The sequence below is a fragment of the Prolixibacter denitrificans genome, assembly GCF_003014495.1.
In the GTDB taxonomy this organism is placed as follows: domain Bacteria; phylum Bacteroidota; class Bacteroidia; order Bacteroidales; family Prolixibacteraceae; genus Prolixibacter; species Prolixibacter denitrificans.
Window position 1 is genome coordinate 120,528 of sequence record NZ_PYGC01000009.1, and the last position, 26,463, is coordinate 146,990.

Consider the following 26,463-nt stretch of genomic DNA (forward strand, 5'->3'; position numbering starts at 1 on the left):
ATATTCCCGCCGGTGGTGTAAATAGAACAAAAGTTTTGATCAAGTACAACCAACTCACCAATTCAACGCTAATATATACGAAAATGATTTACGGTTATATTACTTGTGACTATTTATAAAGCTAGTCGTCCCAACTACAGAAACAGTCTCACCGTTTCAGGACGTGTGGCAAAAATACGTTCAGCAGTTTTTATCGTTCATCAAAAGGTGGGCATTTTTAGCCCCACACCCAGCCTCTCCCCAAATTGGTGAGAGGTGTTGAGCCGGAGCGTCAAATAAAGTTAGCGGCTTAAAGTCCCCCGGATGGGGGATTTAGGGGGCGCACAAAAAGTATTGTGATTTTTACGTAGCCACTTTCCTGATGCGGCAGATGGGGATTATTCCCGGAAAGGGGATTTGAGTTTATGCCAGCTCTATCACGGTGATTTCGGGGGGCATGCCGATGCGACCCGGGAAGCCGTGGTAGCCAAATCCGCGGTTGACATACAGGTATTGCTTATTGTGACGGTACAGTCCGCCCCAGCGAGGATACTTGTACTGTATCGGGCTCCATTTGATGCCGGCCCGCTCGATGCCAAACTGCATTCCGTGGGTATGTCCCGCGAAAGTGATGTCGATATCGGTGCCGGTCAGCACCTCTTCGTCCCAGTGTGACGGGTCATGGCTCAACAACATCTTAAACTGTTCCGGAGCAACGTTCGCCAGCGCCTTGTTCAGATCGCCATGCTGAGGGAATGGAGGTTTGCCCCAGTTTTCGACACCAACCAACGCGATTTCTTCGTCATTGATGGTCAGGTTTTCGGACTCGTTCAGCAATAGCCGGAAACCAATTTTCTTATGGAAATTCTTGATGGAGTTCAGGTTTTTCTCTTTGGCCGCGGGGGTTTCCCATTCGGAGTAGTCGCCGTAATCGTGGTTACCCAAAACGGAATATTTACCGTATTTGGCTTTCATTTTAGCCAGCACAGGTGCCCAGCCATCGGTTTCTTCGGCAAAGTTGTTAACCAAATCGCCGGTGAAGAAAATCAGATCGGGCTCCTGCTCATTAATCATTTCAACCGCCTTGGTAATTTGCTCGTATTTCCGGCGGAAACTCCCCAGGTGCATATCCGATATCTGGACAATCTTCAATCCCCGAAACGATTCCGGAAGATTCTTAAAACGAATTTTTTCGTGTATAACCTTGTACTTGAATTTTCCCTTGGTTACTCCGTACAGAACGGACGCCACCGGAATAGCGGCTACAAAAAAGCTCATTTGGTATAACAAAACCGAACCCAGCATTCTCCTCTTCTCATTTTATTCCATTGCGGTACGCGCTTCCTCACTCTTCCTGAACACCGTACGACGCAAAATCTGCCTGCGAAAATAGATGTTTCCGGCAAGTTAAAGTGTTAAAATCCAATAAAAACTAAAAAAAATACGATTCGGAGTTGTCTGCCGCATTGTATTGCTCCTCAGCAAACGGATAAGAACATAATTTGGAAATCCGTATGATATTTTCAAAATGCATTCCTTCTCATATATTTTCGTTCAATACCCCTGTTACTATCAGAAATACCGGTCATCACGAGCTCGTTCTTGTTGACTTCAATACGCCAGCTTTCAGGTTTTTCTCCTTCCTGATGGGGCAGAAAAGTGAGTTCCGGTTTGTGAGCGTTCATATGCCAGTATCCGGTTAACTTTTTGCCTTGCGGGCTGAAGTTGATATACCTTCTATCCCATCTGATGAATAGCCTGTGCTTATTCCCACTATCGAATTCTTTTAATATGGATTGATGATCTTTTGTAATCTCTGTCAAATCCCAAAGACCAACCAAATAATCCGCCGGAGCCATGGGGAGTTTCTGTATAGGGCTAAGTGTAACCTTTACCGGCATACCTTCTTCCTCTCTTTGCCAGTACATCTTTTCATTGTCGAAGGACACGGTAAAACCCCCGAACTCATCTTTGATGCCTAACGGGTCAACTGCTGTGAAAATCTTGTTTTCTGCATCATAACTCCAGCTACCCTGGGAATTTTGCAGCCATCCGTTTCCCGATTGGAAGGAACCGTCCGCATTTATTTTGGTCCATTTGGCTACAGGGGTCATATTTTGGTTTCCGACCGATACCGTTTCAATTGCCCAAAAACCTGTAATCTTGCTTTTCTGAGCATAAATATTTGAAGAGAAAAGCAATAGCATGATTGCCATTAGTGATTGAATTGAAAGTCTCATAGTTTATTTTGTTAATAGGTTTACAATTTGTTTTGCCAATTCCATTTCCCCGGTTCTGTCTCCCACGTTACTTAAAAAGCTGATGACATATTCTCCGCGATTGATGTTAATGAGCATTGCTCTGTAACCATCCGTACTTCCGCCATGAATAATGTAAGGCTTTTCAATTCCCAGATTACCCATTTCGCTTTTGTTATCCGCGTCGACAACTACCCATCCGTATCCATAGCTGACGTGTTTTGAAATGCCCACCAGGTGATTGGTTTTCATCAGTTCCAGAGAATGCTTGTTTAAATAACCGGGATTATCCATTACCTGGGCCCATCGGTTTAAATCGGAAGCTGTTGAAAATATTCTCCTCCCCAGACTTAGATCGATAAACGGGTTCTGAAGCCATTTCCCGGTTTTCTCATCATAGTTATACCCTTTCGCCAGATGCTTTATGATTTGATCGTTTTTGCTTACCGAAACCGCATGTTTCAAACCCAGTGGGCGCGTCAGTTTTTCTTTTAAGATTTGAGAAAAAGGCATATGATAGGTTTCTTCCAGAATGATTGCCACTAAATGGTAGGCAAAATTGCTGTAATAGAATTGCTTCCCCGGCTCATTGACAGGCTTTATTTTACTGATGAAATTGACATATTCTTCATTGGTAAATCTCATCCGCTTAAACTTCCGGAACTGATTCCTTCGCAACTCTTCCGGTATCTGGTCATAATCGGGCAGCCCGGAAGTGTGACTGAGCATGTTGCTTAGTGTGATTTTAGGATCAAAAATCCCTTCGTATGAAAAGTCTTTCAGTAAATCGAACAGTTTGTCGTTCAAACTGAGTTTTCCTTCTTCCACCGCTTTTAAAACCAACGCCGATATCATTGATTTATTCAGGGAAGCAATATCAAACTTCACGTCTTTTGTAACCGGAATATTCCAACTCCTGTCGGCAATTCCCAGGTAGTTTTCATAAATAACCTTGCCATTATGACTGATGACAACTCCCCCATGAAAGAGGTCTTGCTGATAACGACTCGTAAACAGTGAATCAATTTTTCCAACCTGGAGATGAGTGTCCTGAGTCGTTCGGTTTTCCTTAGGCAGACATCCTGCTAACAAGAATAAGATCAATACCCCTAACAACCGATTCTTTGTCTTTTTCATAGGCATAGCGTTTTTGCAAATATCAAAGCAAAAATGCCCGACTAACCAATCAGAAAGTGGGTTTGTGACGAAATTCAGCGATGAGGGACGAAATGATTTTCAGTTGAGAAAGTCGTTTTGATAATTCTTTGAAACTGGTAAGCTGGCGGTGCCAATTTCAATGAAAACTTTCCCCTTGGTTTGTTTTATATTTTGAACATGGGCTCTGTTCACCAAATAACTTCTGTGGATTCTGACAATTTCTGGATGTGTTTTCAACTCCCCTTCCAGGTTTTTTAGGGTTTTTCGGATGAGATGCTGTCTGTTCTGATGACCTGAGATGTATGTAATCGAGACATAATTCTCTGAAGAACTGGCATACAGAAAGTCTTTCAGTTTGATTTTCAATCGATCTTTCCCGTTGTCAGATTGAAATAACAGATAATCAACTTCCTGAACCTTCTGCTTCAGTACTGCCATGATGGACAGATAAAAAAACAATGGGAATATCATTATCAAAGGAAATTCCTTTTGTATCAGTGCCCAGGCTTCGATATTCCATTCCTGCCAATTCCAGAAAAAGTTAAACAGAAGAAATATGAGTTGGTTACCCAACAAGACCAAAGCCATATACCACAAAATGGAACGCTTAATTCCTTTAATTTTCAGCTTTGGCTTCACCCAGGATTCAAAAACCAATAGGTAAGTGAAAGTTAATACCCCAAAACTGATGCTCCTAAAAAGATGAGAATGCCCTGAATATGACATTCCTTGTTGAATGCCATACGCACCAAAGAAATAGAGAAAATAGAAAACCGAGAAGCCTGAAACCAAGCTCAGCAAGACAGCCGAAAATTTTTTAAACGTGTTTCTATTCAGTAGCATCCCCAAAAATCGTCAAATCAATATTATCTGAATTTTTCAATCAAAATAGTATGATTTTCTGCAATTCATTTCCAGCAACAAAATTCAATCCTACAGGTGTAGCGGGGAATGTCTTCAACCAGCATACACCAACAACTATTATCTGCCCGTAATAGAATGTATTGTGTGCTTAGAATAACACTACAACTATTGCAGCAAACATTGAGGTAAAATTGATTTCAGGTGATAAGTCTATTTCTTCTTCTTTTTTGGTTTGGGCATAGGTAATTCCTTTACCGTGACTCGAACCAATTCGCTCAGCCATTCCCGGTCCTCAAGTTTATCTTCAATCAGGAAACTCGGCTTTGCGCCCTCGTAGGGTGGAGCTTCCACCACATTGCCAATAAATTCGCGCCCTGCGTTGGTCGGTTTGATGAATAGCTTATTATCGCAGATTACGCCGAAGAATTTTCCATCGGCGTAAATGCCGTATTCGCCAAACATTTTCCGGGCCTTTATTTCTCCGGCCTTCTCCATCTGGTCAATGACGAAATCCACAAATTCCTGTTTGGTTGCCATCGTGTTGAATTGTTAGGTGTTCACTTCTGATTTCCTGCCTTCCCGCCACTGAAATTAGTGCTTTTTATCGTTAATTAAAACGTAGCCGATCAGGACATGTCCTGACCCTACCGATACCGCACCCTGGCAAACCGGAGAAGAATCCTCTTAAAACATAATATTAACAGTCCTGCCAATCGATTCCTATCGGGCTGAATATCTGTTTGAAATCATCATAAAAAAAAGCGGATATAAACCGTTTATTAACCACAGATTGTTTATTTCAAGCGAATCGGAGTTTCTTAATCGCACCTTAATTTCGTTATATTTGTCCAAAATCGATCGAAAATGACACCAACGTATTCAGAAGATTCCATCCGTACACTGGACTGGAAAGAGCACATCCGCAAACGACCAGGGATGTATATCGGGAAGCTGGGCGACGGCTCATCTCCCGATGACGGGATTTATGTGCTTTTGAAGGAAGTCATCGATAACTCCATCGATGAGTTCATGATGGGTTTTGGAAAGAAAATCGACGTGGAAGTAAGTGACGAGCTTGTTTCCGTGCGAGACTTCGGACGCGGGATTCCGTTGGGAAAACTGGTGGAAGTGGCTTCCAAAATGAACACTGGTGCCAAGTACGACTCCAAAGTATTCAAGAAATCGGTCGGATTGAATGGAGTCGGTATCAAGGCAGTAAACGCGCTGGCAACCAACTTTACCATCAGCGCTTTCCGCGACGGAAAAGGAAAACAGGTTGTTTTTGAAAAGGGAGAGTTAGTCGAAGAGATTGACATCGCTTCGACCGACGAGCCCAACGGTACACTAACGAGCTTTGTGCCGGACGGAACTATCTTCAAGGAATTCCATTTCATTGAAGACTTCGTCATCAGCATGCTCAAGAACTACGTCTTCCTCAATGCCGGCCTGACCATTAACTTCAATGGCGAGAAATACCTTTCCAAAAACGGATTGCTCGACCTGTTGGAGGAGAACCTCGATCAGCCGTCGCTTTATCCCATCATTCACCTGAAGGATGAAGACATCGAACTGGCGATCACGCACGGAAACCAGTACGGCGAAGATTATTACTCTTTTGTGAACGGACAACATACCACGCAGGGCGGAACGCATTTGGCTGCCTTCCGGGAATCCATCGTGAAGACCGTTCGTGATTTTTACAAAAAAGATTTTGACGCCTCCGATATACGCGCCTCCATTGTGGCAGCCATCAGCATCAAGGTAGAGGAACCGGTTTTCGAATCGCAAACGAAAACCAAACTGGGTTCGAAAGACATTGGCCCGAACGGACCTTCGGTGCGGAACTTTATCATGAATTTCGTTCAGAAGGAGCTGGACAATTATCTCCATAAAAACTCAGAGACAGCCGAGGTATTGCTTCGCCGCATCCAGGAGTCGGAGCGGGAGCGAAAAGCCATTTCGGGCGTGAAGAAGCTGGCCAAGCAACGGGCGAAGAAAGCGAGCCTCCATAACAAGAAGCTGCGCGACTGTCGCATTCATTATAACTCGAACGACGATCGGAAGAACGAGACCTCCATCTTCATTACGGAGGGTGATTCGGCCAGTGGTTCCATCACCAAATCGCGCGATGTGAATACGCAGGCGGTCTTCAGCTTACGCGGAAAACCTCTCAACTCATTCGGGTTAACCAAAAAAGTGGTATACGAAAACGAGGAGTTCAACCTACTGCAGGCAGCACTGAATATTGAAGAGGGAATTGATGAACTGCGTTACAACAAGGTCATCATCGCAACAGATGCCGACGTGGACGGAATGCACATCCGGCTGTTGCTGATTACCTTCTTCCTGCAATTCTTCCCGGAGTTGATTAAGAAAGGACACTTGTATATTCTGCAAACACCCCTTTTCCGGGTACGGAATAAAAAAGTTACGTATTATTGCTACTCGGACCAGGAGAGAGAAGCTGCGATTAAGAAGCTAAAAAATACAGCGGAAATCACCCGCTTCAAAGGTTTAGGTGAGATTTCGCCGGATGAGTTCAAGAACTTTATCGGCGACGACATTCGCCTTGAACCGGTGATACTAAACAAACACGAATCGATTTCCGACATGCTTTCTTTCTACATGGGGAAAAACACGCCCGAACGACAGGAGTTCATCATCGACAACCTCTATGTTGAAAAGGACGAGATAGAAGTAGAAGTTTAACGTAGAAGCAAAACGGACAATTAATTCAACCCTAAACGATTTAGACCATAGATGAGTATAGAGGAAGATAAGTTGCCAACCGGTGAGCCGGAAGATGACAGCGCAAAAGATTCCAAAAAAGATATACACCATGTCAAGTATTTGTCGGGGATGTACGAAAACTGGTTCCTCGATTATGCTTCGTATGTGATTTTGGAAAGGGCTGTGCCGTACGTCGATGACGGGCTGAAACCCGTGCAGCGCCGTATTTTGCATGCCATGCGCCAGATGGATGACGGCCGTTACAACAAGGTAGCGAACATCATCGGGCAAACCATGATGTACCACCCGCACGGTGATGCTTCGATTGGTGATGCGCTGGTACAGCTCGGACAAAAGGATTTGTTGATTGACACCCAGGGAAACTGGGGAAACACGCTCACAGGCGACGGCGCCGCTGCCCCGCGTTACATCGAGGCGCGCCTGTCGAAATTCGCCCTCGAGGTACTTTTCAATCCCAAAACCACCAACTGGCAATTGTCATATGACGGTCGTAACCGCGAACCCGTTACCCTTCCGGTGAAATTCCCTTTGCTGCTGGCACAGGGCGTAGAAGGAATTGCCGTGGGACTCGCCTCGAAAATATTACCCCACAACTTTGTGGAACTGCTCGATGCTTCCATTGCTTACCTGCGCGGCAAAGAGTTTGAGCTGTACCCCGATTTCCCATCGGGCGGCTACATGGACACATCGCGTTACAACGATGGCTTGCGCGGAGGTGCTGTCCGGATTCGGGCGAAGATTGAGAAACAGGATAGCCGGACCCTGGTGATTACCGAAATTCCTTACGGGAAAACGACCACATCGGTCATCGAATCGATCATCAAAGCCAACGACAAGGGCAAGATTAAAATCAAGAAGATTGACGACAACACCGCCGATCGCGTGGAAATTCTCGTCCATCTGGCTTCCGGAATCAGTTCCGATAAGACCATCGATGCCCTGTATGCCTTTACCGATTGTGAGATTTCCATCTCGCCGAATGCCTGCATCATCCACGATGACAAGCCGGAATTCCTGACGGTTACTGACATTCTGCAACGTTCGGCCAACTCAACCCTCGAGTTGTTGAAACGGGAACTCGAAATCAAGAAGGGCGAGCTGGAAGAGCAGTGGCATTTTGCCTCGCTGGAAAAGATTTTCATCGAAGAACGAATTTACAAGGATAAAGAGTTCGAGGAAGCTTCGTCGATGGATGTAGCCGTGAAGCACATCGACAAACGGTTGGATCCGTGGAAGCCGAAGCTCAAAAGGGACATTACACGCGACGATATCCTCAAGCTGATGGAAATCCGGATGGCCCGCATTCTGAAATTCAATTCCGACAAGGCAAACGATCACCTGCTTTCCATCGAAGAAGAAATTGCCAAGGTAGTTAACAACATCGAACACATCGTCGATTACACCGTCGACTGGTTCAAGCGACTGAAGACCAAGTACGGAAAAGGACGGGAGCGCCGGACCGAAATCCGCAGCTTCGAAAATATCGAAGCCTCGAAAGTGGTCGTTGCTAACGAAAAGCTATACATTGACCGCGAAGAAGGTTTCCTGGGAACCGGCTTGAAAAAGGCAGAATATGTTTGCGACTGCTCCGACCTCGATGATGTCATTATCTTCCGCCGCGACGGTAGCTATTATATCACCCGTGTTTCGGAAAAAGCATTCATCGGGAAAGATATCCTGCACCTGGCCGTTTTCAAGAAAAACGACAAACGGACCATTTACAACCTGGTATACCGCGATGGCCGGGCCGGCAACACCTACATGAAACGTTTCTTCGTTACCGGGGTGACCCGCGACAAAGAATACAACATGACCAAAGGAACAGCCGGCACCCGAATCCTGTATTTCAGCGCCAATCCAAACGGCGAAGCGGAGGTATTGAAAGTAATGCTCAAGCCAAGGCCCCGTTTGAAGAAGCTGACGCTGGAAATCGACATGGGCGAACTGGCTATCAAAGGGCGGAGCGCCATGGGTAACCTGGTCACCAAGCACGACATTCACAAGGTCAGCCTGAAGGAAAAAGGCACTTCAACGCTGGGCGGACGGAAAATCTGGTTCGATAGCGATGTACTTCGTTTGAATGCTGACGGACGCGGAAAATATCTGGGCGAATTCAGCGGAGAGGACAAGATTCTGGTAATTTCCAAAGAAGGTTATTTCCAGCTTTATTCTTACGATTTAACCAATCACTTCGAGAACAATATTCTGTCCATCGAAAAATACCATGAAGGCAAAGTAGCCTCGGTGGTTTACTGGGACGCCGACCAGAATTACTACTATGTGAAGCGGTTCGAAATCGATGACAGCAGCAACAAGCAATGCCGTTTTATTGGTGATAACCCGGAAAATAAGCTGGTCAGTATCACCTGGGTTACGTACCCACGGCTGGAATTAAAATTTGGCGGCGACAGTAAGGAACGGGATGACGAAATCATCGAAGTAGCCGAATTCATTGGCGTAAAATCGTTCAAGGCAAAAGGAAAACGTCTGACCAATTTCACGGTATCGAATATCAAAGAGATTGAACCCGTCATCAAGGATGAGGATGAACACGAAGCGGAAGATGACGATGATGTTCCGATGGAAATCAACCGGCCGGATGACGATGAAGACGACGAAAACCAATTAGATATATCATTCGACAAATAATACGGAAAACCGGAGTTTGCCTGTGAAAATTTACCTGATCGGATATATGGGATGCGGAAAATCGACCATGGGTCGGAAACTGGCTCAGCGTCTGAATCTCTGTTTTATCGATCTGGATAAATACATTGAAGAGCGGAACTTCCGGACGATTCCCACCATATTTGCCGAGGAAGGGGAAGAAGGTTTTCGTTTGTGTGAGAAAAAGGCTCTGGAGGAGATTGCCGATTTTGAAAACCTGGTGGTAGCCACTGGTGGTGGAGCTCCCTGCTTTTTCGAAAACATGGAATTGATGAACCGGACAGGTGCCACGATCTACATCGCTCCACCAACAGAGATTCTGGTTGAACGATTGCTGAAATCGAAAAATGAACGCCCGTTGATTAAAGGAAAATCACGCGAGGAACTCACCCGCTTCATTGATGAGAACCTGCAAAAAAGAGCGCCATTTTACGAAAAAGCCTCACTCATCATCCGGGATAAGCGCAATCTGGAAGTAGATGATGTGCTTCGGCTCCTCGAGAAACAATAACAAGCTTGACATCAAGAATCCAAAATAAAAGGTTGCCTCAAACGGGGCAGCCTTTTTTATTGTACGAAATCGAACACACGTTGTTCTTTAGCGTTCATTTTTTTGACCTCCCCCTCTTCATAAAAACCAAAACACACCCAACAACTAACTATACCACAACACAATACATTTTTTGGCACATTTCCTGTTATAAGCTGGTCGAACGGACAAAAAACAAAAAGATTAAAAAATAGGAGATAACGTCATGAAAACACAAGCAAACAACTCAGCAAAAAAGGTCATGGTAACCTTCATGATAGTTCTGACAGTAAGTGTAATGAACATCGCCAACGCTCAGGGAATCTCTGGCTTTGTAGCCATGCTTTCACCCGTAAACGCAATGAACAGTACAACAGTTGAAAAGATGGCGGTCTTGGTCAACGAAGAACTGAACGACGACGAATTGAAAGTAGAAGACTGGATGAGCAACGATAACTACTGGAGAGTAAGTGAGCAAGATGAACAACTCGAGGTAGAAGATTGGATGAGCAGCGAAAATTACTGGGGCGTAAAAGAACAAGCTAATTTCTCAGACAGTCCGCTGACCGTCGAAAACTGGATGTCATCCGATAGCTACTGGACCGGTGGACAACAGGAAAAAGACGACAATCTGGCTATCGAAAGCTGGATGACTTCCAACGAATACTGGGGAATGAAATAACAAGAAATTTCCAACGCAAATAATTCATAGTTAGGTTTAGTTAAATTACATTACGCAAAGTTTTTTCATAAGAAAGGCTGCACCGTCGGTGCAGCCTTTTATTTGTTTGCCTTTCAGCGAAAGCTTATATAACTATATCATCTTCTTTGCTCTCCTGAACACGAAGTGAGTGCCCGGGCAAAATCAGATTCAGCACAACACCTACCACAGATGCCAGGCCAATTCCGGCCAGCGAGAAGCTACCCCACTGCAGGGTCGCACCGCCCACGCCCAATGTAAGCACGACCGAAACGATCACCTGGTTACGGGTAATGTTCATGTTGGTTTTCGAATCGATTAAGGTTTTAATACCCACTGATGCAATCATTCCGAACAAGAGCAGCATGATGCCCCCCAAAACTGGCTCTGGAATGGTTTTCAGGAATCTGGAAATTTTACCTACAAGTGAGAAAACGATCGCGGTAATAGCGGCAATACGCAGCACCTTAGGATCACCCACTTTGGTTAACGAAACCGCACCCGTTACCTCTGAGTAAGTTGTGTTGGGCGGTCCTCCCATAACGCCGGCGAAGAAAGTGGCGATACCATCTCCCAGCAATGTCCGGTGCAAGCCGGGTTTCTCGATGAAGTTTTTGTTTACGACTCCTCCAATGGCATACATATCGCCCACATGCTCAATGATAGGTGCAACGGCCACCGGAATCATGAACAATATGGCTCCCCAGCTAAACTCGGGCCGGGTAAATTCAGGCAACGAAAACCAATCGGCTGCCAGTACGGCGGAGTAATCGACAATCCCCAGCATAACAGAGAGAAAATAACCAACTGCCATTCCGATAAAAATCGGAATCAGTTTCATCATCCCCTTGCCAAAGGTAACAATCAGGATGGCCGTTCCCAGGACCACTGCAGCGACCAGCCAACGTAAGCCAAAAGACGTGGTTTGCAGAATTTCAGCACTTGGCGATTGTATCATATTGATAGCCGTTGGCGCAAGAGAAAGCCCGATAACAATGATTACCGGGCCGACAACTACCGAAGGAAACAGACGCTCGATGAAGCGAACTCCCCTCAGTTTTATCAGCGCGGACATACCGGCGTAAACCAATCCGACAGCCATCAATCCTCCAAGTGTTCCGGCCATGCCGTACATTTCGGAAGAGGCAATAATCGGCGCAATGAAAGCGAAGCTACTCCCCAGAAAAACAGGAACGACTCCCCGGGTGATAAGGTGAAAGATGAGGGTACCTACTCCGGCAGTAAAAAGCGCGACAGCCGGGTCAATTCCTACGAGAAGTGGAACCAGTACAGTGGCACCAAAAGCGACAAAAAGGAACTGAATCCCCAGTACAGTCCTTTTCCAGCCAGTTAATTGCTGGTGCAAATTGTTTGAAGTCATTGATCAGGTGTTTTGTGTTTAGAATATATGATTAAGCGTTGTCATTATTTTCCGACAATCGGGAGCGCATATCCCGCACATTCAACTGCATATACACTTTTCCCCTGTATTCATTTTCGGTAACCGAATAGCAGATATCGAACGGCAGCGACTGTTTGATCATCTCGTAATGATGCGCCTGTGAAAAGGCGATTCCCGAGAAAACAGAAGACGAACGATTCGCCTCAATCAAATCGAGTTTGATGTGCTCGCTTCCCCGCCCCACCAACCGGCTGGTTCCGTAATCCATCACATCCTCCGTAAGGAATACCGGCATCATGTTATGCGGACCGAATGGTTCAAACTGGTTCAGTACACGAAGAAATTTCGGATTCAAATCCGAAAGGCTCACCTTCGCATCAATGTCAATCGTCGGGACCAGTTTTACCTTCTTTACCGATTCCGTCACTATCTCTTCAAAGCGACGACGGAATTCCGGGACATTTTCTATTTTCATCGACATACCGGCGGCATACATGTGCCCTCCGTAAGACTCCAGCAAATCAGAGCAGGCGCCAATAGCTTCATAGAGATCGAATTCTCCTACCGAACGTGCCGATCCCGTAGCCATCCCGTTTGATTCGGTCAGAATAACCGTCGGACGGTAATAGTGCTCAGTCAACCTCGACGCGACAATTCCCACGACACCTTTGTGCCAGTCGCGGTTATAAAGCACCGTCGAATTTAGCTTTTCCCAGCCATCGTTTTGCTGAATCATCTCCAGCGCTTCCTGGGTAATATTTTGGTCGAGTGTTTTGCGTATTTCGTTGTAAGAATTGATTTCCGAGCCCAGTGCTTCCGCCTCTTCTTCGTCCTGTGCCATCAAAATGGCCACCGATTTCTTTCCATGCTCAATACGTCCCGAAGCATTCAATCGCGGGCCGATCCTGAAAACAATGTCATTCACGCGAATCTCGCCTTGCATTCCCGCATATTTGATGAGGGTCTTCAGGCCGACCGAAGGATTGGAATTCAATTTGCGCAGACCGTAGTAAGCCAGCACGCGGTTCTCACCGGTCAGCGGAACGATATCCGAGGCAATACTCACCACAACTAAATCAAGCAGCTCATAAATTACATCTTCGGGGATACCCTGATCACGACAAAAAGCCTGCAGAAATTTGAATCCAACACCACACCCGGATAGCTCTTTGTAAGGATAGTTGCAATCCGGTTGTTTCGGATCGAGTACCGCTACAGCATCCGGAATTTCGTCGTCGGGATTATGGTGATCGCAGATGATAAAATCGAGGCCCATTTCTTTGGCCTGGGCAATCTTATCAATCGCCTTAATACCGCAGTCGAGCACCACTACCAGCGAATACTCATTCTCGGCGGCATATTCAATTCCCCGCTTCGAAATACCATAACCTTCCATGTACCGGTCGGGAATGTAGTAATCCACATTCGTCAGCTTATTCTGCAGGAAGGAATACATGAGCGCAACGGAGGTGGTTCCGTCCACATCGTAGTCGCCGTACACCAACACCTTTTCGTCGCTTTGAATGGCCTCAACCAGACGTTTCACCGCCTTGTCCATGTCCTTCATCAAAAACGGGTCGTGTAAATCGGTTAGCCGGGGACGAAAAAAAGAGCGCGCATCCTGGTAGGTTTTGATGTCGCGCTGAACCAGTAGGTTTGCAATCGCCATGTCAACATTCAAGGCTGCCGATAAGTGCTTCACCTCATTCATGTCGGCCGGCTGTTTTAAGTTCCATATTTTCTGCATACCCTATGGTCTCCTAACTCGCTTTTCTGCTTAATTTATAAATCTCCCAAAGATACAAAATGCCGGGACGGAGCAAAAACAAAAATCTAACATTCGTCAGGTTTTGTTAACAAAACATTAAGGAGAAAATAAAGTTGCCGGCACAGCGTGGTTATTTCCCCGTCACTCTGACCATTGCCTCTTTTTTCAAGGCCACAGAAAGATAATCCTTTGGTTATAAAATGCTTTGTCGACCAAACATCGAAACACAAATAAGATTTCTTTGTTATCTTTGCAGGTAATTTTCTCGAACGTAGAACTGGATAACGTTTAAAAATGAGTAACATAGAGCTGAGTGAACAGGAAATTATCCGCCGAAATTCGCTGAATCGGCTACGGGAATTGGGCATTAATCCCTATCCTGCCGAAATGTACAACGTCAATGCTACCGCGAAAGAGATAAAGGAACAGTTCGATTCCGAAAAAGGAAACTTTCAGGACGTGACTTTTGCCGGTCGCATCATGAGTCGGCGAATCATGGGTAAGGCCTCGTTTGCCGGATTACAGGATAGCACCGGACGCATCCAGATATATGTCAACCGCGACGAAATCTGTCCGGGTGAAGACAAGACCCTTTACAACGAAGTATTTAAGAAATTACTCGATATCGGCGACATCATCGGAGTGAAAGGCTTCGTGTTTGTCACCCAAATGGGCGAAATATCCATTCATGTGAAAGAGCTCACTGTGTTGAGCAAATCCATTCGCCCGCTGCCGGTGGTAAAAGAAAAAGACGGGAAAGTATTCGACGCTTTCACCGATCCCGAACAACGTTATCGCCAACGATATGTCGACCTGATTGTGAATCCGCAGGTTAAGGATGTTTTCGTGAACCGCACGAAGATTATCAACACCATGCGCGAACTGTTTAACGAACGCGGCTACCTCGAGGTTGAAACCCCGATTCTGCAACCCATTCCGGGTGGAGCAGCCGCCCGTCCGTTCACCACACATCACAACGCGTTGAACATTCCGCTGTATCTGCGTATCGCTAACGAGCTTTATCTGAAAAGACTGATCGTCGGCGGCTTTGATGGTGTGTACGAGTTTGCCAAGGACTTCCGTAACGAGGGAATGGACCGAACGCACAATCCGGAATTCACGGTGATGGAAATCTATGTAGCCTACAAAGACTACCACTGGATGATGGATTTCACTGAGGAGATGATCGAACGCGTCGCGCTGGCCCTGCATGGCACCACCAAGGTACAACTGGGCGATAAGGAAATTGATTTCAAACGCCCGTTCAAACGGGTTACCATGTATGATGCCATCCAGGAATACACCGGCATCGATATTTCCGGCATGGATGAAGAACAACTTCGCGGAGTTTGCAAGGACCTCGATATCGAGGTTGACCCGACCATGGGAAAAGGCAAACTCATCGACGAGATTTTCGGCGAGAAGTGCGAAGGCAACTACATTCAGCCAACCTTCATCATCGATTATCCAAAAGAGATGTCGCCGCTGTGTAAAAAGCACCGCAACAATCCGGATTTGACCGAGCGTTTTGAGCTCATGGTGAACGGCAAAGAGTTGTGTAACGCTTATTCCGAGCTGAACGATCCGATTGATCAGCTGGAGCGTTTCCAGGAACAGCTCAAGCTTTCGGAAAAAGGAGATGACGAAGCGATGTACATCGATATGGACTTTGTGCGCTCGCTCGAATACGCCATGCCTCCTACATCTGGAATGGGAATCGGTATCGACCGCCTTACCATGTTGATGACCGACAACCTGTCGATCCAGGATGTACTGCTCTTCCCGCAAATGAAACCAGAGAAGAAATCGGAAGGCGACAGTGACGGTAAATTCGAAGAGCTGGGTATCCCGACCGATTGGGTAGGTGTCATTCGTAAAATGGGGTTCACCAAAGTAGAGCAACTCAAAGAGATTAAACCCGGTAAGTTATTTAACGACCTCTGCGGGTATAATAAGAAAAACAAACTGGGTTTGACCAATCCCTCGGCGGATGAGGTCAAGCAGTGGGTAAACTAGACTTTCATTGAATGTCTGAAATAAGCGAGAAATTACGACTTGCCATCATCGGAAGCGGGAGCTGGGCTACAGCTCTTGCCAAGATGTTTATGAATAATGTGCCGGAACTCAACTGGTATTTCCGCAAGGAAGAAACCATTGATCTGTTCCGGAGATTTCACCATAATCCCAACTACTTGCAAGCGGTGGAATTTGATGTCAACCGGATTCATTTTTATTCCGACATCAACGAAATTGCCGAGCAGTCGGATATCCTGGTCTTTGCTATTCCTTCAGCTTTCCTGAAAGATGCGCTGAAGAACCTGACCGTCGATATCAGTCAGAAGTTTGTGGTATCTGCCATCAAAGGGATTGTCCCCGACGATAACCTGGTGGTCGGACAGTTTTTTCACGAATATTACAATGTGGAGTACGATCAGGTGGGCGTCATTGCCGGCCCGTGTCACGCCGAAGAGGTAGCGCGCGAACTGTTGTCGTACCTCACCATTGCCAGTCCGGATGTAAAAAGAGCCCGGCAGTTTGCGTTCCTTCTCGAAAGTCCTTATATCCGGACTCATATTTCCGACGATATCTGGGGAACCGAGTATTCTTCCGTTCTCAAAAATATCATGGCGATTGCGGCCGGTATTTCGCATGGATTGCGCTACGGCGATAACTTCCAGGCTGTGCTGATGTCGAATGCCATCCAGGAAATCAAACGGTTTGTCGACACGGTGCATCCCATTACCCGCGACATTAAGTCGAGCGCCTACCTGGGCGACCTGCTGGTGACCGGTTATTCGCAATATTCCCGTAACCGGACGTTCGGAACCATGATTGGTAAAGGCTATACAGTACGTACCGCCATGCTCGAAATGCACATGATTGCAGAGGGTTACTTCGCTACGAAGTGTATTCGGGAAATAAATAGCCGGTACAACGTGAACATGCCCATCACCGACGCTGTTTACAATATACTTTACGAGAACATCTCACCGGCCATTGAACTGAGGATTTTAACAGAACATCTTCGATAAATCATATTTTAATCTCGCTATCATGAACAATATCAAGCTGGATATGGAGAAAGCCTTTTCCTTTGTTTCCCGCGACGAAGTATTCGCGTGGAAGGAAACGATGGAAAAGAACAATGTAGCTCTCCACGAAAAAACCGGAAAAGGAAACGATTTTTTGGGTTGGGTGAACCTTCCAAACGCTATCACTGAAGAGCATTTAAGTGATGTGGAAGAAACAGCAGCCCGCCTCAGAAGCAAGAAACTCGACATTTTTGTGGTCATCGGAATCGGTGGCTCCTACCTCGGCGCCAAAGCTGTGGTGGATGCATTGTCTGATTCATTCGCTCACCTGAAAGGAAGCGATGCACCGCATATTCTCTTTGCCGGACAGAACATCGGTGAAGATTACCTGCACGAACTGCGCGAACTGCTGAAAGGCAAAGAGTACGCGATGGCGGTTATTTCCAAATCGGGAACGACTACCGAGCCGGCTCTCGCTTTCCGTCTGCTTCGTCAGGATATTGAAGATAAATATGGCGTAGAAGAAGCCCGTCAGCGTATTGTTGCCATCACCGACGAAAGCAAAGGTGCCCTGCGTACTCTCGCTGACGCGGAAGGTTACAAAACTTATGTCATTCCTGATGATGTCGGTGGACGTTACTCTGTACTGACTCCGGTGGGTTTGGTACCGATTGCTGTTGCCGGATTCGATGTTCGTGCGCTTGTACAGGGTGCCCGCGACATGGAAAAAGCCAGCGATGTGAACGTTCCGTTCGAAGACAACCTGGCAGCACAGTACGCCGCTGTTCGTAACAGCCTGTATAAATCAGGTAAGAAAATCGAAATCCTGGTCAATTTCACCCCAAAACTGCACTACTTCTCAGAATGGTGGAAACAGCTGTACGGCGAAAGTGAAGGAAAAGAGGGCAAAGGAATTTACCCGGCCAGCGTCGATTTCACTTCCGACCTGCACTCCATGGGACAGTACATCCAGGAAGGCGAACGTATCCTGTTCGAAACCGTTATTTCTGTCAATACACCCGATTATGAGGTTCGTATCCCGGAAGACAAGGATAACCTCGACAAGCTGAATTACCTGGCCGGCAAACGTGTCGATGAGGTAAACAAAATGGCCGAACTGGGAACCGCCCTGGCACACATGGACGGTGGTGTTCCCAACATCCGCGTGGAAGTTCCAAAACTTGACGAATACAACATCGGACAGTTGATTTACTTCTTCGAGATTGCCTGCGGAATGAGCGGTTATGCTCTCGAGGTGAATCCATTCGATCAGCCCGGAGTAGAAGCGTACAAAAAGAACATGTTCGCCCTGCTCGAAAAACCCGGCTTCGAAGAGGAAACCAAGCAAATCAAATCGCGCCTGTAAGCCATTTACAGGTTGCAACAAGAATACAAAAGCTGCTCATTTGGGCAGCTTTTTTCGTTTGACCCCGACAGTGGTTGAAAACCCTGTCGGTGGTTTGGCTCACGATGCCAATCCTGTCAGGTTTTTGAAACCTGTCAGGATGTTTCCGTTAAAAGGACTGAAGGACTTATACAAGAGACACGACATGTCGTGTCCCTACGAAACACTGCATTGATAACCTTTCAATACAAAAAAGGGACTCCACCCATCAGGTGAAATCCCTTTCTTTATCTAATCAATCAATTTATTCCATCAAGGTTTGGCAATGCCAATCACCCCTTCAGCCACGCGTGAGCCGGCAGCTCCCGTTGGTTGCGATGTCAGGTCATCCTCACCGGCGTGCACGATGATGGCACGGCCGATGACAGAGTGTGGTCCGTTCAGTTTCACCATTTTGTCTATCCGCTGATAATGACCGGTACTATCGGCCGCGGCAACAATATTCCCCAGATCACCTACGTGACGAACATCCGCGTCCGGTCCACCATGATTCACATTTTCCGGATTAAAGTGTCCGCCGGTCGAGGTACCATCCGCTGCCGAGATATCACCATACTGATGCACATGGAAACCGTGTTTCCCCGGTGCCAGACCTTCCAAGTCGGCTACCACCTGAACGCCGCCATCCACTTTGGTGAAGGTAACCGTTCCGGTGACGTGATTCCCCTCTGTTGGTTGAAGGACGCACACCGCTTTCGTTACCTCCGGAGTGGCTGATTTCTCCATTCCTGTATTGTTCTGTTGTCCTGATTTAGGAGCGCAAGACTGTGTAACAATCAACAAAATAATTGCCAGCATACCGTTCCATGCAAAAATTCTCTTCCTCATAGCACTTTCATTTTTAAGTTAGTCATTCATCTTGTTTCATTCGTTTGGCGGATTAGCTGTCTGGTTAGCCGGCCCGGCAGGATACCTCTATCCTATTAGTCTTTAACTACATAAAACTAACCAAAGTGGTATCTTGTTCAAATTTCGATAAAGAAGTTCTCCCTCATAACCAAATATTAACATGAAAAATCGGTGGTAAGTTGCCTTTCAGGGCGATAACAAATTTGTTGCTTTTCAACCCCAAGGCGTTGCCGTTGGGCTAAATTAAACCGGGCCTGCAGCCCGAAAATCATAGCATTGGAATCTCACCTCGAAATATTTCATGTGCTTTTCGTCTTGAAGAGACAGCTTACTTCAGCCCAACGGCAACGCCTTGGGATTTCGGGTCCGTCACAAAAATACCTTCGCCCTGAAAAGGCAGTTTAATCCGAAAATGACACTCCCTATCGCCTATTCGCCATTTCTCCCCCTCTCATTTTCCCAAAGAAAGGTCCACCAGCTTCAGCACCGTTTTCCAGTTTCGCGTAGTAGCCGGCACTTTTAGCTTCTTTTCAAAGAAAGAGTTGGTGAGCTTTGATTCGCTGTATCGACCCGAGCAATAAACAAATGCATGGTTACCGATGATGTTGAATTTGTCGGGTAAGTGGTTGATTTGGTTAATGACAGCCAATTGAGCAGGTGCCGGTGCTGTTTTCAGAAAGGTGAGGTGCAATCGTTCGATATCGGAGTCGGGCGAAGCGTAAAACGGGTTGGTAGCAATAGCTTGTTGCAGTTCTTCAACGGTGCGGACAATCACCGGCACAGCGAAGCCAAACGTATCGGCAATGGCTTGCTCCAGTTTATCACCCAATGCTACGCTATCCTCTTCTTTCGCGGAAGAAAACAGGACATTACCGCTTTGTATGTAGGCTGAAATCTCCGTGAAGCTCATACCGGCAAACAGCTCTTTCAGGTCGGCCATCTTGATTTTCCGGTTGCCGCCCACGTTGATGCCACGAAGAATAGCGATGTATTGGTTCATTTATAAGGATGAGTTGGTTATGGTTCATGAAACCATTGACAGAGACGGAAGGTTCAAAGACAAAATGAAGCCCCGGTACCTTTGGTGGAAAATGTAAGGTTACCGGAGCTTTCCTTCTAAACCATTAAAAGCGTATTGATCTAAATTACCCGTGCCCCGGGTCGAAAAAGGATTATCTGGAAAATCTTTATTGCTTGTTTTTGTCTTGTCTCACTCAGTTGTAACATCTCAGCAATCATTATTCATACTGAACTACAGTCTCTAAATTAATCGATTAGAAAGAAGAAACCTAAAACGCCTCGTCCGCTTATTGTTCATAACTGCGTCCATCCGGGTGTACTTTTTCGTACAGTGTGTCATTCGCCACAGATTTTTGCACGTTCACCATTAAAAATCGAACGTTCGCCACTACTACACATAATATGAAGTGGTTGATAAGTTTTTCCCAAAAGTGTTAAGTGTTAAGTGTTAGGTAATAAGTTTTAAGAAAAGAGTATGTCCATGGGTGGGTAGGGTCACGACATGTCCTGACTCTACAAGCCCGTATCGAAATGACGAAGCATATTTCAGTCTGCACTTTCAGTTCCTTCACCTCTGTCCTTCTTCTTAAAACTTAACACTTAAAACTTTTTTCCAAACGACTATCTTTGCATCCAAATACCAACCGTATGACAACACAGGCTAACCGCCCGCGCGGCTACATTTACACGGTGCTGGCCACCATTTCGTTCAGCAACGTGTACATCTTCAGCAAAGCAGCCATGAACGACATGAGCATGTCGCAGTTCTGGTTTTACTGGTTCCTGATTGCTTTCAGTCTGAACCTGTCGGTTGTGCTCTTTCGCGGCAAGTTGTCGGTGTTACGAAATATCCCGAAAAAGTCTCGATGGGTATTACCCACTTTGGGTGCCATGGAAATAGCCACCACCACCCTGTTTTTCGCGTCCATTAAAGTCATCGAAAACCCGGCCGTGACGAGTTTCCTGGGCAACCTGTTTCCGCTCTTTGTGACATTGATGGGGGTCATGCTGCTAAAAGAACGCTTTACCCGGCTCGAAACGGTGGGCATTGTGGTTGTTTTAGTAGGAGCTTTTATCACCAGCTATTCCGGCTCAGCCAAACTTGCCGATTTTTTCATTCCGGGTACGGGAATCGTGGTGCTAAATGCGCTGTTTGCGTCGACCACCACCATCCTGGTGAAAGTGAAGGTGAAAGACTTTCCGCCAGAGCTGCTCAACTTCAACCGCACTTTCTGGCTCTTCCTGTTTTCCATTGGTTGGATTCTTGTTTCGGGCGATTCATTGAATGTTCCCGGAAGGGCGCTACTAAATACCGGACTGGGCGCTTTCTTCGGGCCATTCCTGGCGGTGCTTCTCCTCTACAAGAGCTTTGAGCACATCGAAGCTTCGCGTTCGTCCATTATTCAGGCATTGAAAGGATTGTTCGTAATGGGAGGCGTGCTGATTTACTTCGGACAACTGCCACAGGGCTACCAGATTTTTGGCGGTTTGCTCTCCATTGCCGGTGTGATTATAATCGCTGTAGCGAAGTTGCCGGAACAGTACCGGAATAAAAAAGCCCGGAAAAATAATTCCGGGCAGAAGAATATATCAACCGTAAGGTGATTTCGTTTCGTTAAATCAAACGTAATATTTTCGCATAAAGGCCATCACTTCCGATTCGCTGATAGGAACCGTCGCACCGGCTGTTGTTGCAGCTAAAGCGCCCAATGCGTTACCGAAGTTCAGCGCATGGTGCACATCTCCGGTTTTGAGCAGAATGTGGATAAATCCGGCCGAAAAGGCATCTCCGGAGCCCACCGTATCTTTCACCTTCACTTCGTACCCTGAATCGTAAAAGAATTCGCCGTCCTGCGTGATACACAAAGCTCCTTTGGGGCCCATGGTCACCAACAGGATACCGAGATCGTAACGCATCATCAAATCCTCGCCATAACTTCGAGGATCGGTACCAATGAGCGTAAAAATTTTCCCGAGTTCCATGATCTCGTCATCATTGATCTTGACCACATCGGCTCGTTGAAGCGATTCGTGCAAAGTTTCAGGTGTATAACAGTCTTTCCGTAAATTGATATCGCAAAATTTCAACGCCTTGGGTGCCGCATCGATCAATTTGAAAAGCGATTCACGGGATTTATCACCTCTTTGAACCAACGTTCCGTAATAAATGCAGTGCGCTTCGGAAGCCAGTTCCTTTATGTCGGAAGTAAATTCAATCTCGTCAAACGCTACACCGGTATTGATGGTAAAATCGGGAATTCCCTGTTTGTCCAGAAACACATCCACTGTTCCGGTCGGAACGTTTTCATCCACCTGCACATATCCTGTCGGCAAGCCGATTTCCTTCACGCGTTCCATAGCCTCTTTACCCAGCTCGTCGTTTCCCAGGCGGGTAATCAGCCGACCGTTATTTCCAAAGTGGTTCACCCGAAATATGAAGTTCGCCGGAGCGCCTCCCAATGCCTTGCCTTCAGGCAACAAATCCCATAACAACTCCCCAAATGCGATGATATTATATGTCATGTACGAAGTAAAATTTTGGAGCAACCAACCGTTGCCATCAAGTTTCACGTGAAGGTAATGTTTATATAAAATAAAAAAAAGCGACCGAAGCCGCTTTCCTGTTCTTATACCCTTCCGGGAAGATGTTTTTTAACGAATTCATCCAGTATACCCGTCAGTTTGGGCTCCCCAATCTCTTCCAGATCGTAATATACCCGGGTCGACGGTTTTTTAATTTTCACCACTCGGCGCAAATCGATCGGCGTTCCCACGATCACCGCGTCACAATCGACCTTGTTGATGGTTTTTTCCAGGTCTTTCACCTGCTCGTCTCCGTAACCCATTGCCGGCAACAACGTACCGATGTTCGGATAAATCCGGAAAGTCTCTTCAAGCTTGCCAGCCAGCCACGGACGTGGATCGACAATTTCGCTCGCTCCTAATTTCTGAGCCGCCACAATAGCTGCCCCGATTTTCATTTCTCCGTGCGTCAGGGTTGGACCGTCTTCAACAGCCAGAATTCGCTTACCGCGAATCAATTCCGGATCTTCCACCCTTACGGGAGAAGCGCCCTCTACAATCACCGCTTTCGGGTTAATGCGGGCAATGTTATCACGAACGGCCTGAATTTTTTCGGGCTCCGAGGTATCGATCTTGTTAATGATAACTACATCGGCCAGGCGTACATTCACTTCGCTCGGATAGTAATTTCCTTCCGCTCCCGCGCGGTGCGGGTCGGCCACCACAATCGACAAATCAGAATGGTAGAACGACATATCGTTGTTCCCGCCATCCCAGAGAATGACATCACAACCATTGGGGTCATTTTCCGCGGCGCGCAGAATGGCTTCGTAGTCTACGCCGGCGTAAATCACGTTTCCGCGAACAATGTGCGGTTCATATTCTTCCATCTCCTCGATGGTACATTTGTGTTTTTTCAAATCAGCGATCTCGGCAAATCGCTGCACTTTTTGCGCGTTCAGGTCGCCGTAAGGCATGGGGTGCCGGATAGCCACCACTTTCAATCCCATTTGGGTCAGCAGTTCAACCACCTTCCGGGAAGTCTGGCTTTTTCCACATCCGGTTCGGGTAGCGGTCACCGAGATAAGCGGCTTGGTACTTCGCAGCATGGTTTCCCCGGGACCGAGCAACATGAAGTTGGCTCCGGCGGCCTGCACAACGGAAGCTAAACTCATCACTTTTTTGTATGCTACATCGCTATACGAGAAGAAACAATCCTGCACTTCCAACTCCCGAATCAGCTTCGCCAAATCGTTTTGCTCGTAAACCGGAATGCCATCCGGATAAAGATTGGCTCCGGCCAGTTCCGGCGGATACTTTCTCCCGTCGATGTCGGGAATTTGGGTGGCTGTAAATGCAACAACCCGGTAATCGGGATTGTCCCTGAAAAAGGTGTTAAAGTTGTGAAAATCGCGGCCAGCAGCCCCGATGATAAGAACATTACGGCGTGCCATAGTTGAAATGATTTAGATGTGAGAGGTTTAAACGATTCTTTTAAGTTAACCAAAACAATACGTCCAGAACATGAATTTTCTCACCTCATCAACGGATGAAAACGTCCGATTTGGATATTACCGGAATAAATAGCACTTTGCCGCCAGATTAGGAGGGATGGAATGAACTATCTTGCGCACATATACTTATCGGGAGAGTCGGAAGAATTGATGCTGGGAAATTTTATCGGTGACTACGTGAAAGGGAAGCAGCACCGTGATTTTCCTACGGAAGTGGAAAGAGGAATTTTGCTACACCGCAAAATCGACGAATTCACCGATCGCCACGAAGCTGTGCGGGCCTGTAACCAACTGCTTCGTCCGGGTTACCGGAAATATGCAGGGGTAGTGACCGATATTTTCTTCGACCATTTTCTAGCTGCCAACTGGCAACGCTATTCGAATCATTCGTTGAAGAATGCCACCCGCCGTTTTCATGGCATCCTAATGTCCAATTACAGAATATTACCTGCCCGCGTCAAGCTATTTACACCGTTTCTCATTCAGCATAAACGCCTGGAATCATATGCCCAATTCAAAGGAATCGAGGAGTCGCTGAGCATTTTAAGCCGCCGTACTTCGCTTCCTGAGGAAACTCCTTTTGCGATGAAAACACTGACGGAAGAATATGCACAGTTCGACGAGGCCTTTGCCCGTTTCTTTCCGGAAATCATTCAGTTTGCAATAGAAGAGGCCGGCGTAGAAATAAAAATGCCCCGACTGAAGCGGGGCTGAATATTTTTAATCACTCATTGAAACCAACTCCTCTTCGAAGAAAAACTCTTCTTCATCGAAAGCCGGTTTTAAATCATTTATCCAGATAGCATCCGGATCGTATTTGGCGAAGAACGGCCGGTTGGTCCAATCGGGGTTCCGCCCCTGAATGAAGTTTAACACGAACACTTTCTCACCATTAATTTCCGACACGCCCACAATGCGTATTTTACCCGGCTCGCTCGACATACTCGGACCTCGAACGGTGCGACATACACCACTCACCTGCTGATAAGCCTTGCGGAAAATCGTCCAGGCATTGTCCAGCGTTACCGCGAAATAATCCTGTGCGCCGGTATCGCGAGCAATAAACATGTAATATGGAATAACACCCAAATCGACCTGTTTGCGCCACATTTTTGACCACAAAAACGGATGATCGTTGATGTGCTTCATCAACGGCGACTGCGAGCGAATCTGAGCTCCGGTAGAAAGAATATTAGCAATTGCATCCTGAACAGCCTCTGTTTCCAGCGCTCTCGGATGGTTGAAATGAGCCATGATACTGAGGTTGATTCCACTGTCAATCACCTTGCGGAATAAATCCATCAATTCGTCCGCATCATCGTCCGTGGTAAAACGATAAGGCCAGTAGGTTAATGCTTTGGTTCCGATTCGAATAGTTTTAACACCGGGAAGATCTGCATCGATAATAGCTTCCAGGTAATGCCTGAAAAACTTGGTTTTCATCACTGCCGGATCGCCGCCGGTAAACAACACATCCGATATCTCGGGATGAGCCCTGAGATACCTCACCATCAAATCGGCTTCTTTCATGGCGAATTTTGTATCCTGCAAGGCGAACTGCGACCACCGGAAACAGAATGTGCAATAAGCATGACAGGTTTGTCCCTGGCTGGGGAAAAACAACATGGTTTCGCGGTACTTATGCTGAATACCGGCCAAACGTTCCCCATTAAAAACCGGCACGTTGTGTTCCTGTCCGGCAGGATTGGGATTCAACTGCAAACGGATACGGTCAGCCACCTGTTTGACTTCGGATTTTTCAGCATCTGATCGCAATAAATCAGCTACTTCATTAAAATGTTCGTCTGATAACATTCCCCTTTGCGGGAAGGTGAGAATAAAAAACGGATCATGCTCGAAATGGTCCCAGTCAATCAGCTCATCAATAACATAGTTACTGACCTTGAATGGCAAGACTGTGCCTACCACTTCGATAGTAAATTTTTGTTCCTCAGAAAGTAGATCGATTTGCGGAATCGAACGAAAATTGGACAAAGAATAAGAACGATACTTCATCATACCCTAGAAAAATTAAAAATAACCC

The 26,463-nt window shown here is 46.5% G+C and carries 21 protein-coding genes; 9 read left to right on the forward strand and 12 right to left on the reverse strand.

What is annotated here, in order from left to right; translation table 11 throughout:
• Nucleotides 1-402 precede the first annotated feature (402 nt).
• From CLV93_RS15780 to CLV93_RS15800, 5 genes are all read right to left on the reverse strand, one after another.
• Nucleotides 403-1,257 carry a metallophosphoesterase gene (locus CLV93_RS15780; RefSeq protein WP_170108974.1) on the reverse strand — a complete coding sequence of 285 codons (855 nt, stop codon included), beginning with the start codon at nucleotides 1,255-1,257 and terminating at the stop codon, nucleotides 403-405.
• A gap of 245 nt (nucleotides 1,258-1,502) precedes the next feature.
• Nucleotides 1,503-2,219, reverse strand: a complete 717-nt coding sequence (locus CLV93_RS15785) for a hypothetical protein (RefSeq protein WP_146142040.1) — start codon at nucleotides 2,217-2,219, stop codon at nucleotides 1,503-1,505.
• Nucleotides 2,220-2,222: 3 nt separating this feature from the next.
• On the reverse strand, nucleotides 2,223-3,374 hold the full coding sequence (locus CLV93_RS15790; protein ID WP_170108975.1) for a serine hydrolase domain-containing protein: 1,152 nt from the start codon (nucleotides 3,372-3,374) through the stop codon (nucleotides 2,223-2,225).
• A gap of 99 nt (nucleotides 3,375-3,473) precedes the next feature.
• A complete protein-coding gene (locus CLV93_RS15795; RefSeq protein WP_106543178.1) occupies nucleotides 3,474-4,238 on the reverse strand; it encodes a LytR/AlgR family response regulator transcription factor in 765 nt (254 codons plus the stop codon).
• A 231-nt stretch (nucleotides 4,239-4,469) separates the two neighbouring features.
• Complete coding sequence (locus CLV93_RS15800; RefSeq protein ID WP_106543179.1) at nucleotides 4,470-4,796, reverse strand: TfoX/Sxy family protein; 327 nt, start codon at nucleotides 4,794-4,796, stop codon at nucleotides 4,470-4,472.
• 327 nt (nucleotides 4,797-5,123) lie between these two features.
• Between CLV93_RS15800 and CLV93_RS15805 the strand changes: the two genes are divergently transcribed.
• The 4 genes from CLV93_RS15805 (at nucleotide 5,124) to CLV93_RS15820 (ending at nucleotide 10,888) form a co-directional block, all read left to right on the forward strand.
• On the forward strand, nucleotides 5,124-6,968 hold the full coding sequence (locus tag CLV93_RS15805; protein ID WP_106543180.1) for a DNA topoisomerase IV subunit B: 1,845 nt from the start codon (nucleotides 5,124-5,126) through the stop codon (nucleotides 6,966-6,968).
• A 51-nt stretch (nucleotides 6,969-7,019) separates the two neighbouring features.
• Complete coding sequence (locus CLV93_RS15810; RefSeq protein WP_106543181.1) at nucleotides 7,020-9,659, forward strand: DNA gyrase/topoisomerase IV subunit A; 2,640 nt, start codon at nucleotides 7,020-7,022, stop codon at nucleotides 9,657-9,659.
• Nucleotides 9,660-9,681: 22 nt separating this feature from the next.
• Complete coding sequence (locus tag CLV93_RS15815) at nucleotides 9,682-10,188, forward strand: shikimate kinase (protein WP_106543212.1); 507 nt, start codon at nucleotides 9,682-9,684, stop codon at nucleotides 10,186-10,188.
• 244 nt (nucleotides 10,189-10,432) lie between these two features.
• A complete protein-coding gene (locus CLV93_RS15820; RefSeq protein WP_106543182.1) occupies nucleotides 10,433-10,888 on the forward strand; it encodes a hypothetical protein in 456 nt (151 codons plus the stop codon).
• A gap of 124 nt (nucleotides 10,889-11,012) precedes the next feature.
• Here the strand turns inward: CLV93_RS15820 and CLV93_RS15825 are convergent, their stop codons facing one another.
• The gene (locus tag CLV93_RS15825; protein ID WP_106543183.1) at nucleotides 11,013-12,287 is read right to left on the reverse strand and encodes a uracil-xanthine permease family protein; all 1,275 of its coding nucleotides are present in this window, start codon (nucleotides 12,285-12,287) and stop codon (nucleotides 11,013-11,015) included.
• Nucleotides 12,288-12,318: 31 nt separating this feature from the next.
• Nucleotides 12,319-14,055 carry a single-stranded-DNA-specific exonuclease RecJ gene (recJ, locus tag CLV93_RS15830; RefSeq protein WP_106543184.1) on the reverse strand — a complete coding sequence of 579 codons (1,737 nt, stop codon included), beginning with the start codon at nucleotides 14,053-14,055 and terminating at the stop codon, nucleotides 12,319-12,321.
• A 315-nt stretch (nucleotides 14,056-14,370) separates the two neighbouring features.
• On the opposite strand from recJ, the gene lysS reads away from it, so the two are divergent.
• From lysS to CLV93_RS15845, 3 genes are read left to right on the forward strand one after another with little or no spacing between them, the layout of a single operon-like run.
• Nucleotides 14,371-16,092: a lysine--tRNA ligase gene (lysS, locus tag CLV93_RS15835; protein WP_106543185.1), complete on the forward strand. Its 1,722-nt coding sequence runs from the start codon at nucleotides 14,371-14,373 to the stop codon at nucleotides 16,090-16,092.
• An 11-nt stretch (nucleotides 16,093-16,103) separates the two neighbouring features.
• Nucleotides 16,104-17,108: an NAD(P)H-dependent glycerol-3-phosphate dehydrogenase gene (locus CLV93_RS15840; RefSeq protein ID WP_106543186.1), complete on the forward strand. Its 1,005-nt coding sequence runs from the start codon at nucleotides 16,104-16,106 to the stop codon at nucleotides 17,106-17,108.
• Nucleotides 17,109-17,130: 22 nt separating this feature from the next.
• Nucleotides 17,131-18,474 (forward strand): glucose-6-phosphate isomerase, encoded by a 1,344-nt coding sequence (locus CLV93_RS15845; protein WP_106543187.1) that lies wholly within the window; start codon nucleotides 17,131-17,133, stop codon nucleotides 18,472-18,474.
• 291 nt (nucleotides 18,475-18,765) lie between these two features.
• On the opposite strand, the gene CLV93_RS15850 is transcribed toward CLV93_RS15845, so the two are convergent.
• Nucleotides 18,766-19,341: a superoxide dismutase family protein gene (locus CLV93_RS15850; protein ID WP_106543188.1), complete on the reverse strand. Its 576-nt coding sequence runs from the start codon at nucleotides 19,339-19,341 to the stop codon at nucleotides 18,766-18,768.
• Nucleotides 19,342-19,813: 472 nt separating this feature from the next.
• A complete protein-coding gene (locus CLV93_RS15855) occupies nucleotides 19,814-20,362 on the reverse strand; it encodes a DUF1697 domain-containing protein (protein ID WP_106543189.1) in 549 nt (182 codons plus the stop codon).
• Between the two features lie 668 nt (nucleotides 20,363-21,030).
• Here CLV93_RS15855 and CLV93_RS15860 point away from each other — a divergent pair.
• Complete coding sequence (locus CLV93_RS15860; RefSeq protein ID WP_106543190.1) at nucleotides 21,031-21,987, forward strand: DMT family transporter; 957 nt, start codon at nucleotides 21,031-21,033, stop codon at nucleotides 21,985-21,987.
• A 15-nt stretch (nucleotides 21,988-22,002) separates the two neighbouring features.
• Here the strand turns inward: CLV93_RS15860 and CLV93_RS15865 are convergent, their stop codons facing one another.
• Nucleotides 22,003-22,905 (reverse strand): carbohydrate kinase family protein, encoded by a 903-nt coding sequence (locus CLV93_RS15865; protein ID WP_106543191.1) that lies wholly within the window; start codon nucleotides 22,903-22,905, stop codon nucleotides 22,003-22,005.
• A 104-nt stretch (nucleotides 22,906-23,009) separates the two neighbouring features.
• On the reverse strand, nucleotides 23,010-24,359 hold the full coding sequence (locus CLV93_RS15870) for a cyclic 2,3-diphosphoglycerate synthase (protein WP_106543192.1): 1,350 nt from the start codon (nucleotides 24,357-24,359) through the stop codon (nucleotides 23,010-23,012).
• 162 nt (nucleotides 24,360-24,521) lie between these two features.
• On the opposite strand from CLV93_RS15870, the gene CLV93_RS15875 reads away from it, so the two are divergent.
• On the forward strand, nucleotides 24,522-25,133 hold the full coding sequence (locus tag CLV93_RS15875) for an acyl carrier protein phosphodiesterase (protein WP_106543193.1): 612 nt from the start codon (nucleotides 24,522-24,524) through the stop codon (nucleotides 25,131-25,133).
• Between the two features lie 6 nt (nucleotides 25,134-25,139).
• On the opposite strand, the gene CLV93_RS15880 is transcribed toward CLV93_RS15875, so the two are convergent.
• The gene (locus CLV93_RS15880; protein WP_174821582.1) at nucleotides 25,140-26,438 is read right to left on the reverse strand and encodes a KamA family radical SAM protein; all 1,299 of its coding nucleotides are present in this window, start codon (nucleotides 26,436-26,438) and stop codon (nucleotides 25,140-25,142) included.
• Nucleotides 26,439-26,463: the final 25 nt, after the last annotated feature.

Bases quoted from the DNA above. Each gene is read 5' to 3' on its own strand.
- CLV93_RS15780 (WP_170108974.1), bottom strand. From the start codon at position 1,257: ATGAGCTTTTTTGTAGCCGCTATTCCGGTGGCGTCCGTTCTGTACGGA.
- CLV93_RS15785 (WP_146142040.1), bottom strand. From the start codon at position 2,219: ATGAGACTTTCAATTCAATCACTAATGGCAATCATGCTATTGCTTTTC.
- CLV93_RS15790 (WP_170108975.1), bottom strand. From the start codon at position 3,374: ATGAAAAAGACAAAGAATCGGTTGTTAGGGGTATTGATCTTATTCTTG.
- CLV93_RS15795 (WP_106543178.1), bottom strand. From the start codon at position 4,238: ATGCTACTGAATAGAAACACGTTTAAAAAATTTTCGGCTGTCTTGCTG.
- CLV93_RS15800 (WP_106543179.1), bottom strand. From the start codon at position 4,796: ATGGCAACCAAACAGGAATTTGTGGATTTCGTCATTGACCAGATGGAG.
- CLV93_RS15805 (WP_106543180.1), top strand. From the start codon at position 5,124: ATGACACCAACGTATTCAGAAGATTCCATCCGTACACTGGACTGGAAA.
- CLV93_RS15810 (WP_106543181.1), top strand. From the start codon at position 7,020: ATGAGTATAGAGGAAGATAAGTTGCCAACCGGTGAGCCGGAAGATGAC.
- CLV93_RS15820 (WP_106543182.1), top strand. From the start codon at position 10,433: ATGAAAACACAAGCAAACAACTCAGCAAAAAAGGTCATGGTAACCTTC.
- CLV93_RS15825 (WP_106543183.1), bottom strand. From the start codon at position 12,287: ATGACTTCAAACAATTTGCACCAGCAATTAACTGGCTGGAAAAGGACT.
- recJ (WP_106543184.1), bottom strand. From the start codon at position 14,055: ATGCAGAAAATATGGAACTTAAAACAGCCGGCCGACATGAATGAGGTG.
- lysS (WP_106543185.1), top strand. From the start codon at position 14,371: ATGAGTAACATAGAGCTGAGTGAACAGGAAATTATCCGCCGAAATTCG.
- CLV93_RS15840 (WP_106543186.1), top strand. From the start codon at position 16,104: ATGTCTGAAATAAGCGAGAAATTACGACTTGCCATCATCGGAAGCGGG.
- CLV93_RS15845 (WP_106543187.1), top strand. From the start codon at position 17,131: ATGAACAATATCAAGCTGGATATGGAGAAAGCCTTTTCCTTTGTTTCC.
- CLV93_RS15850 (WP_106543188.1), bottom strand. From the start codon at position 19,341: ATGAGGAAGAGAATTTTTGCATGGAACGGTATGCTGGCAATTATTTTG.
- CLV93_RS15855 (WP_106543189.1), bottom strand. From the start codon at position 20,362: ATGAACCAATACATCGCTATTCTTCGTGGCATCAACGTGGGCGGCAAC.
- CLV93_RS15860 (WP_106543190.1), top strand. From the start codon at position 21,031: ATGACAACACAGGCTAACCGCCCGCGCGGCTACATTTACACGGTGCTG.
- CLV93_RS15865 (WP_106543191.1), bottom strand. From the start codon at position 22,905: ATGACATATAATATCATCGCATTTGGGGAGTTGTTATGGGATTTGTTG.
- CLV93_RS15870 (WP_106543192.1), bottom strand. From the start codon at position 24,359: ATGGCACGCCGTAATGTTCTTATCATCGGGGCTGCTGGCCGCGATTTT.
- CLV93_RS15875 (WP_106543193.1), top strand. From the start codon at position 24,522: ATGAACTATCTTGCGCACATATACTTATCGGGAGAGTCGGAAGAATTG.
- CLV93_RS15880 (WP_174821582.1), bottom strand. From the start codon at position 26,438: ATGATGAAGTATCGTTCTTATTCTTTGTCCAATTTTCGTTCGATTCCG.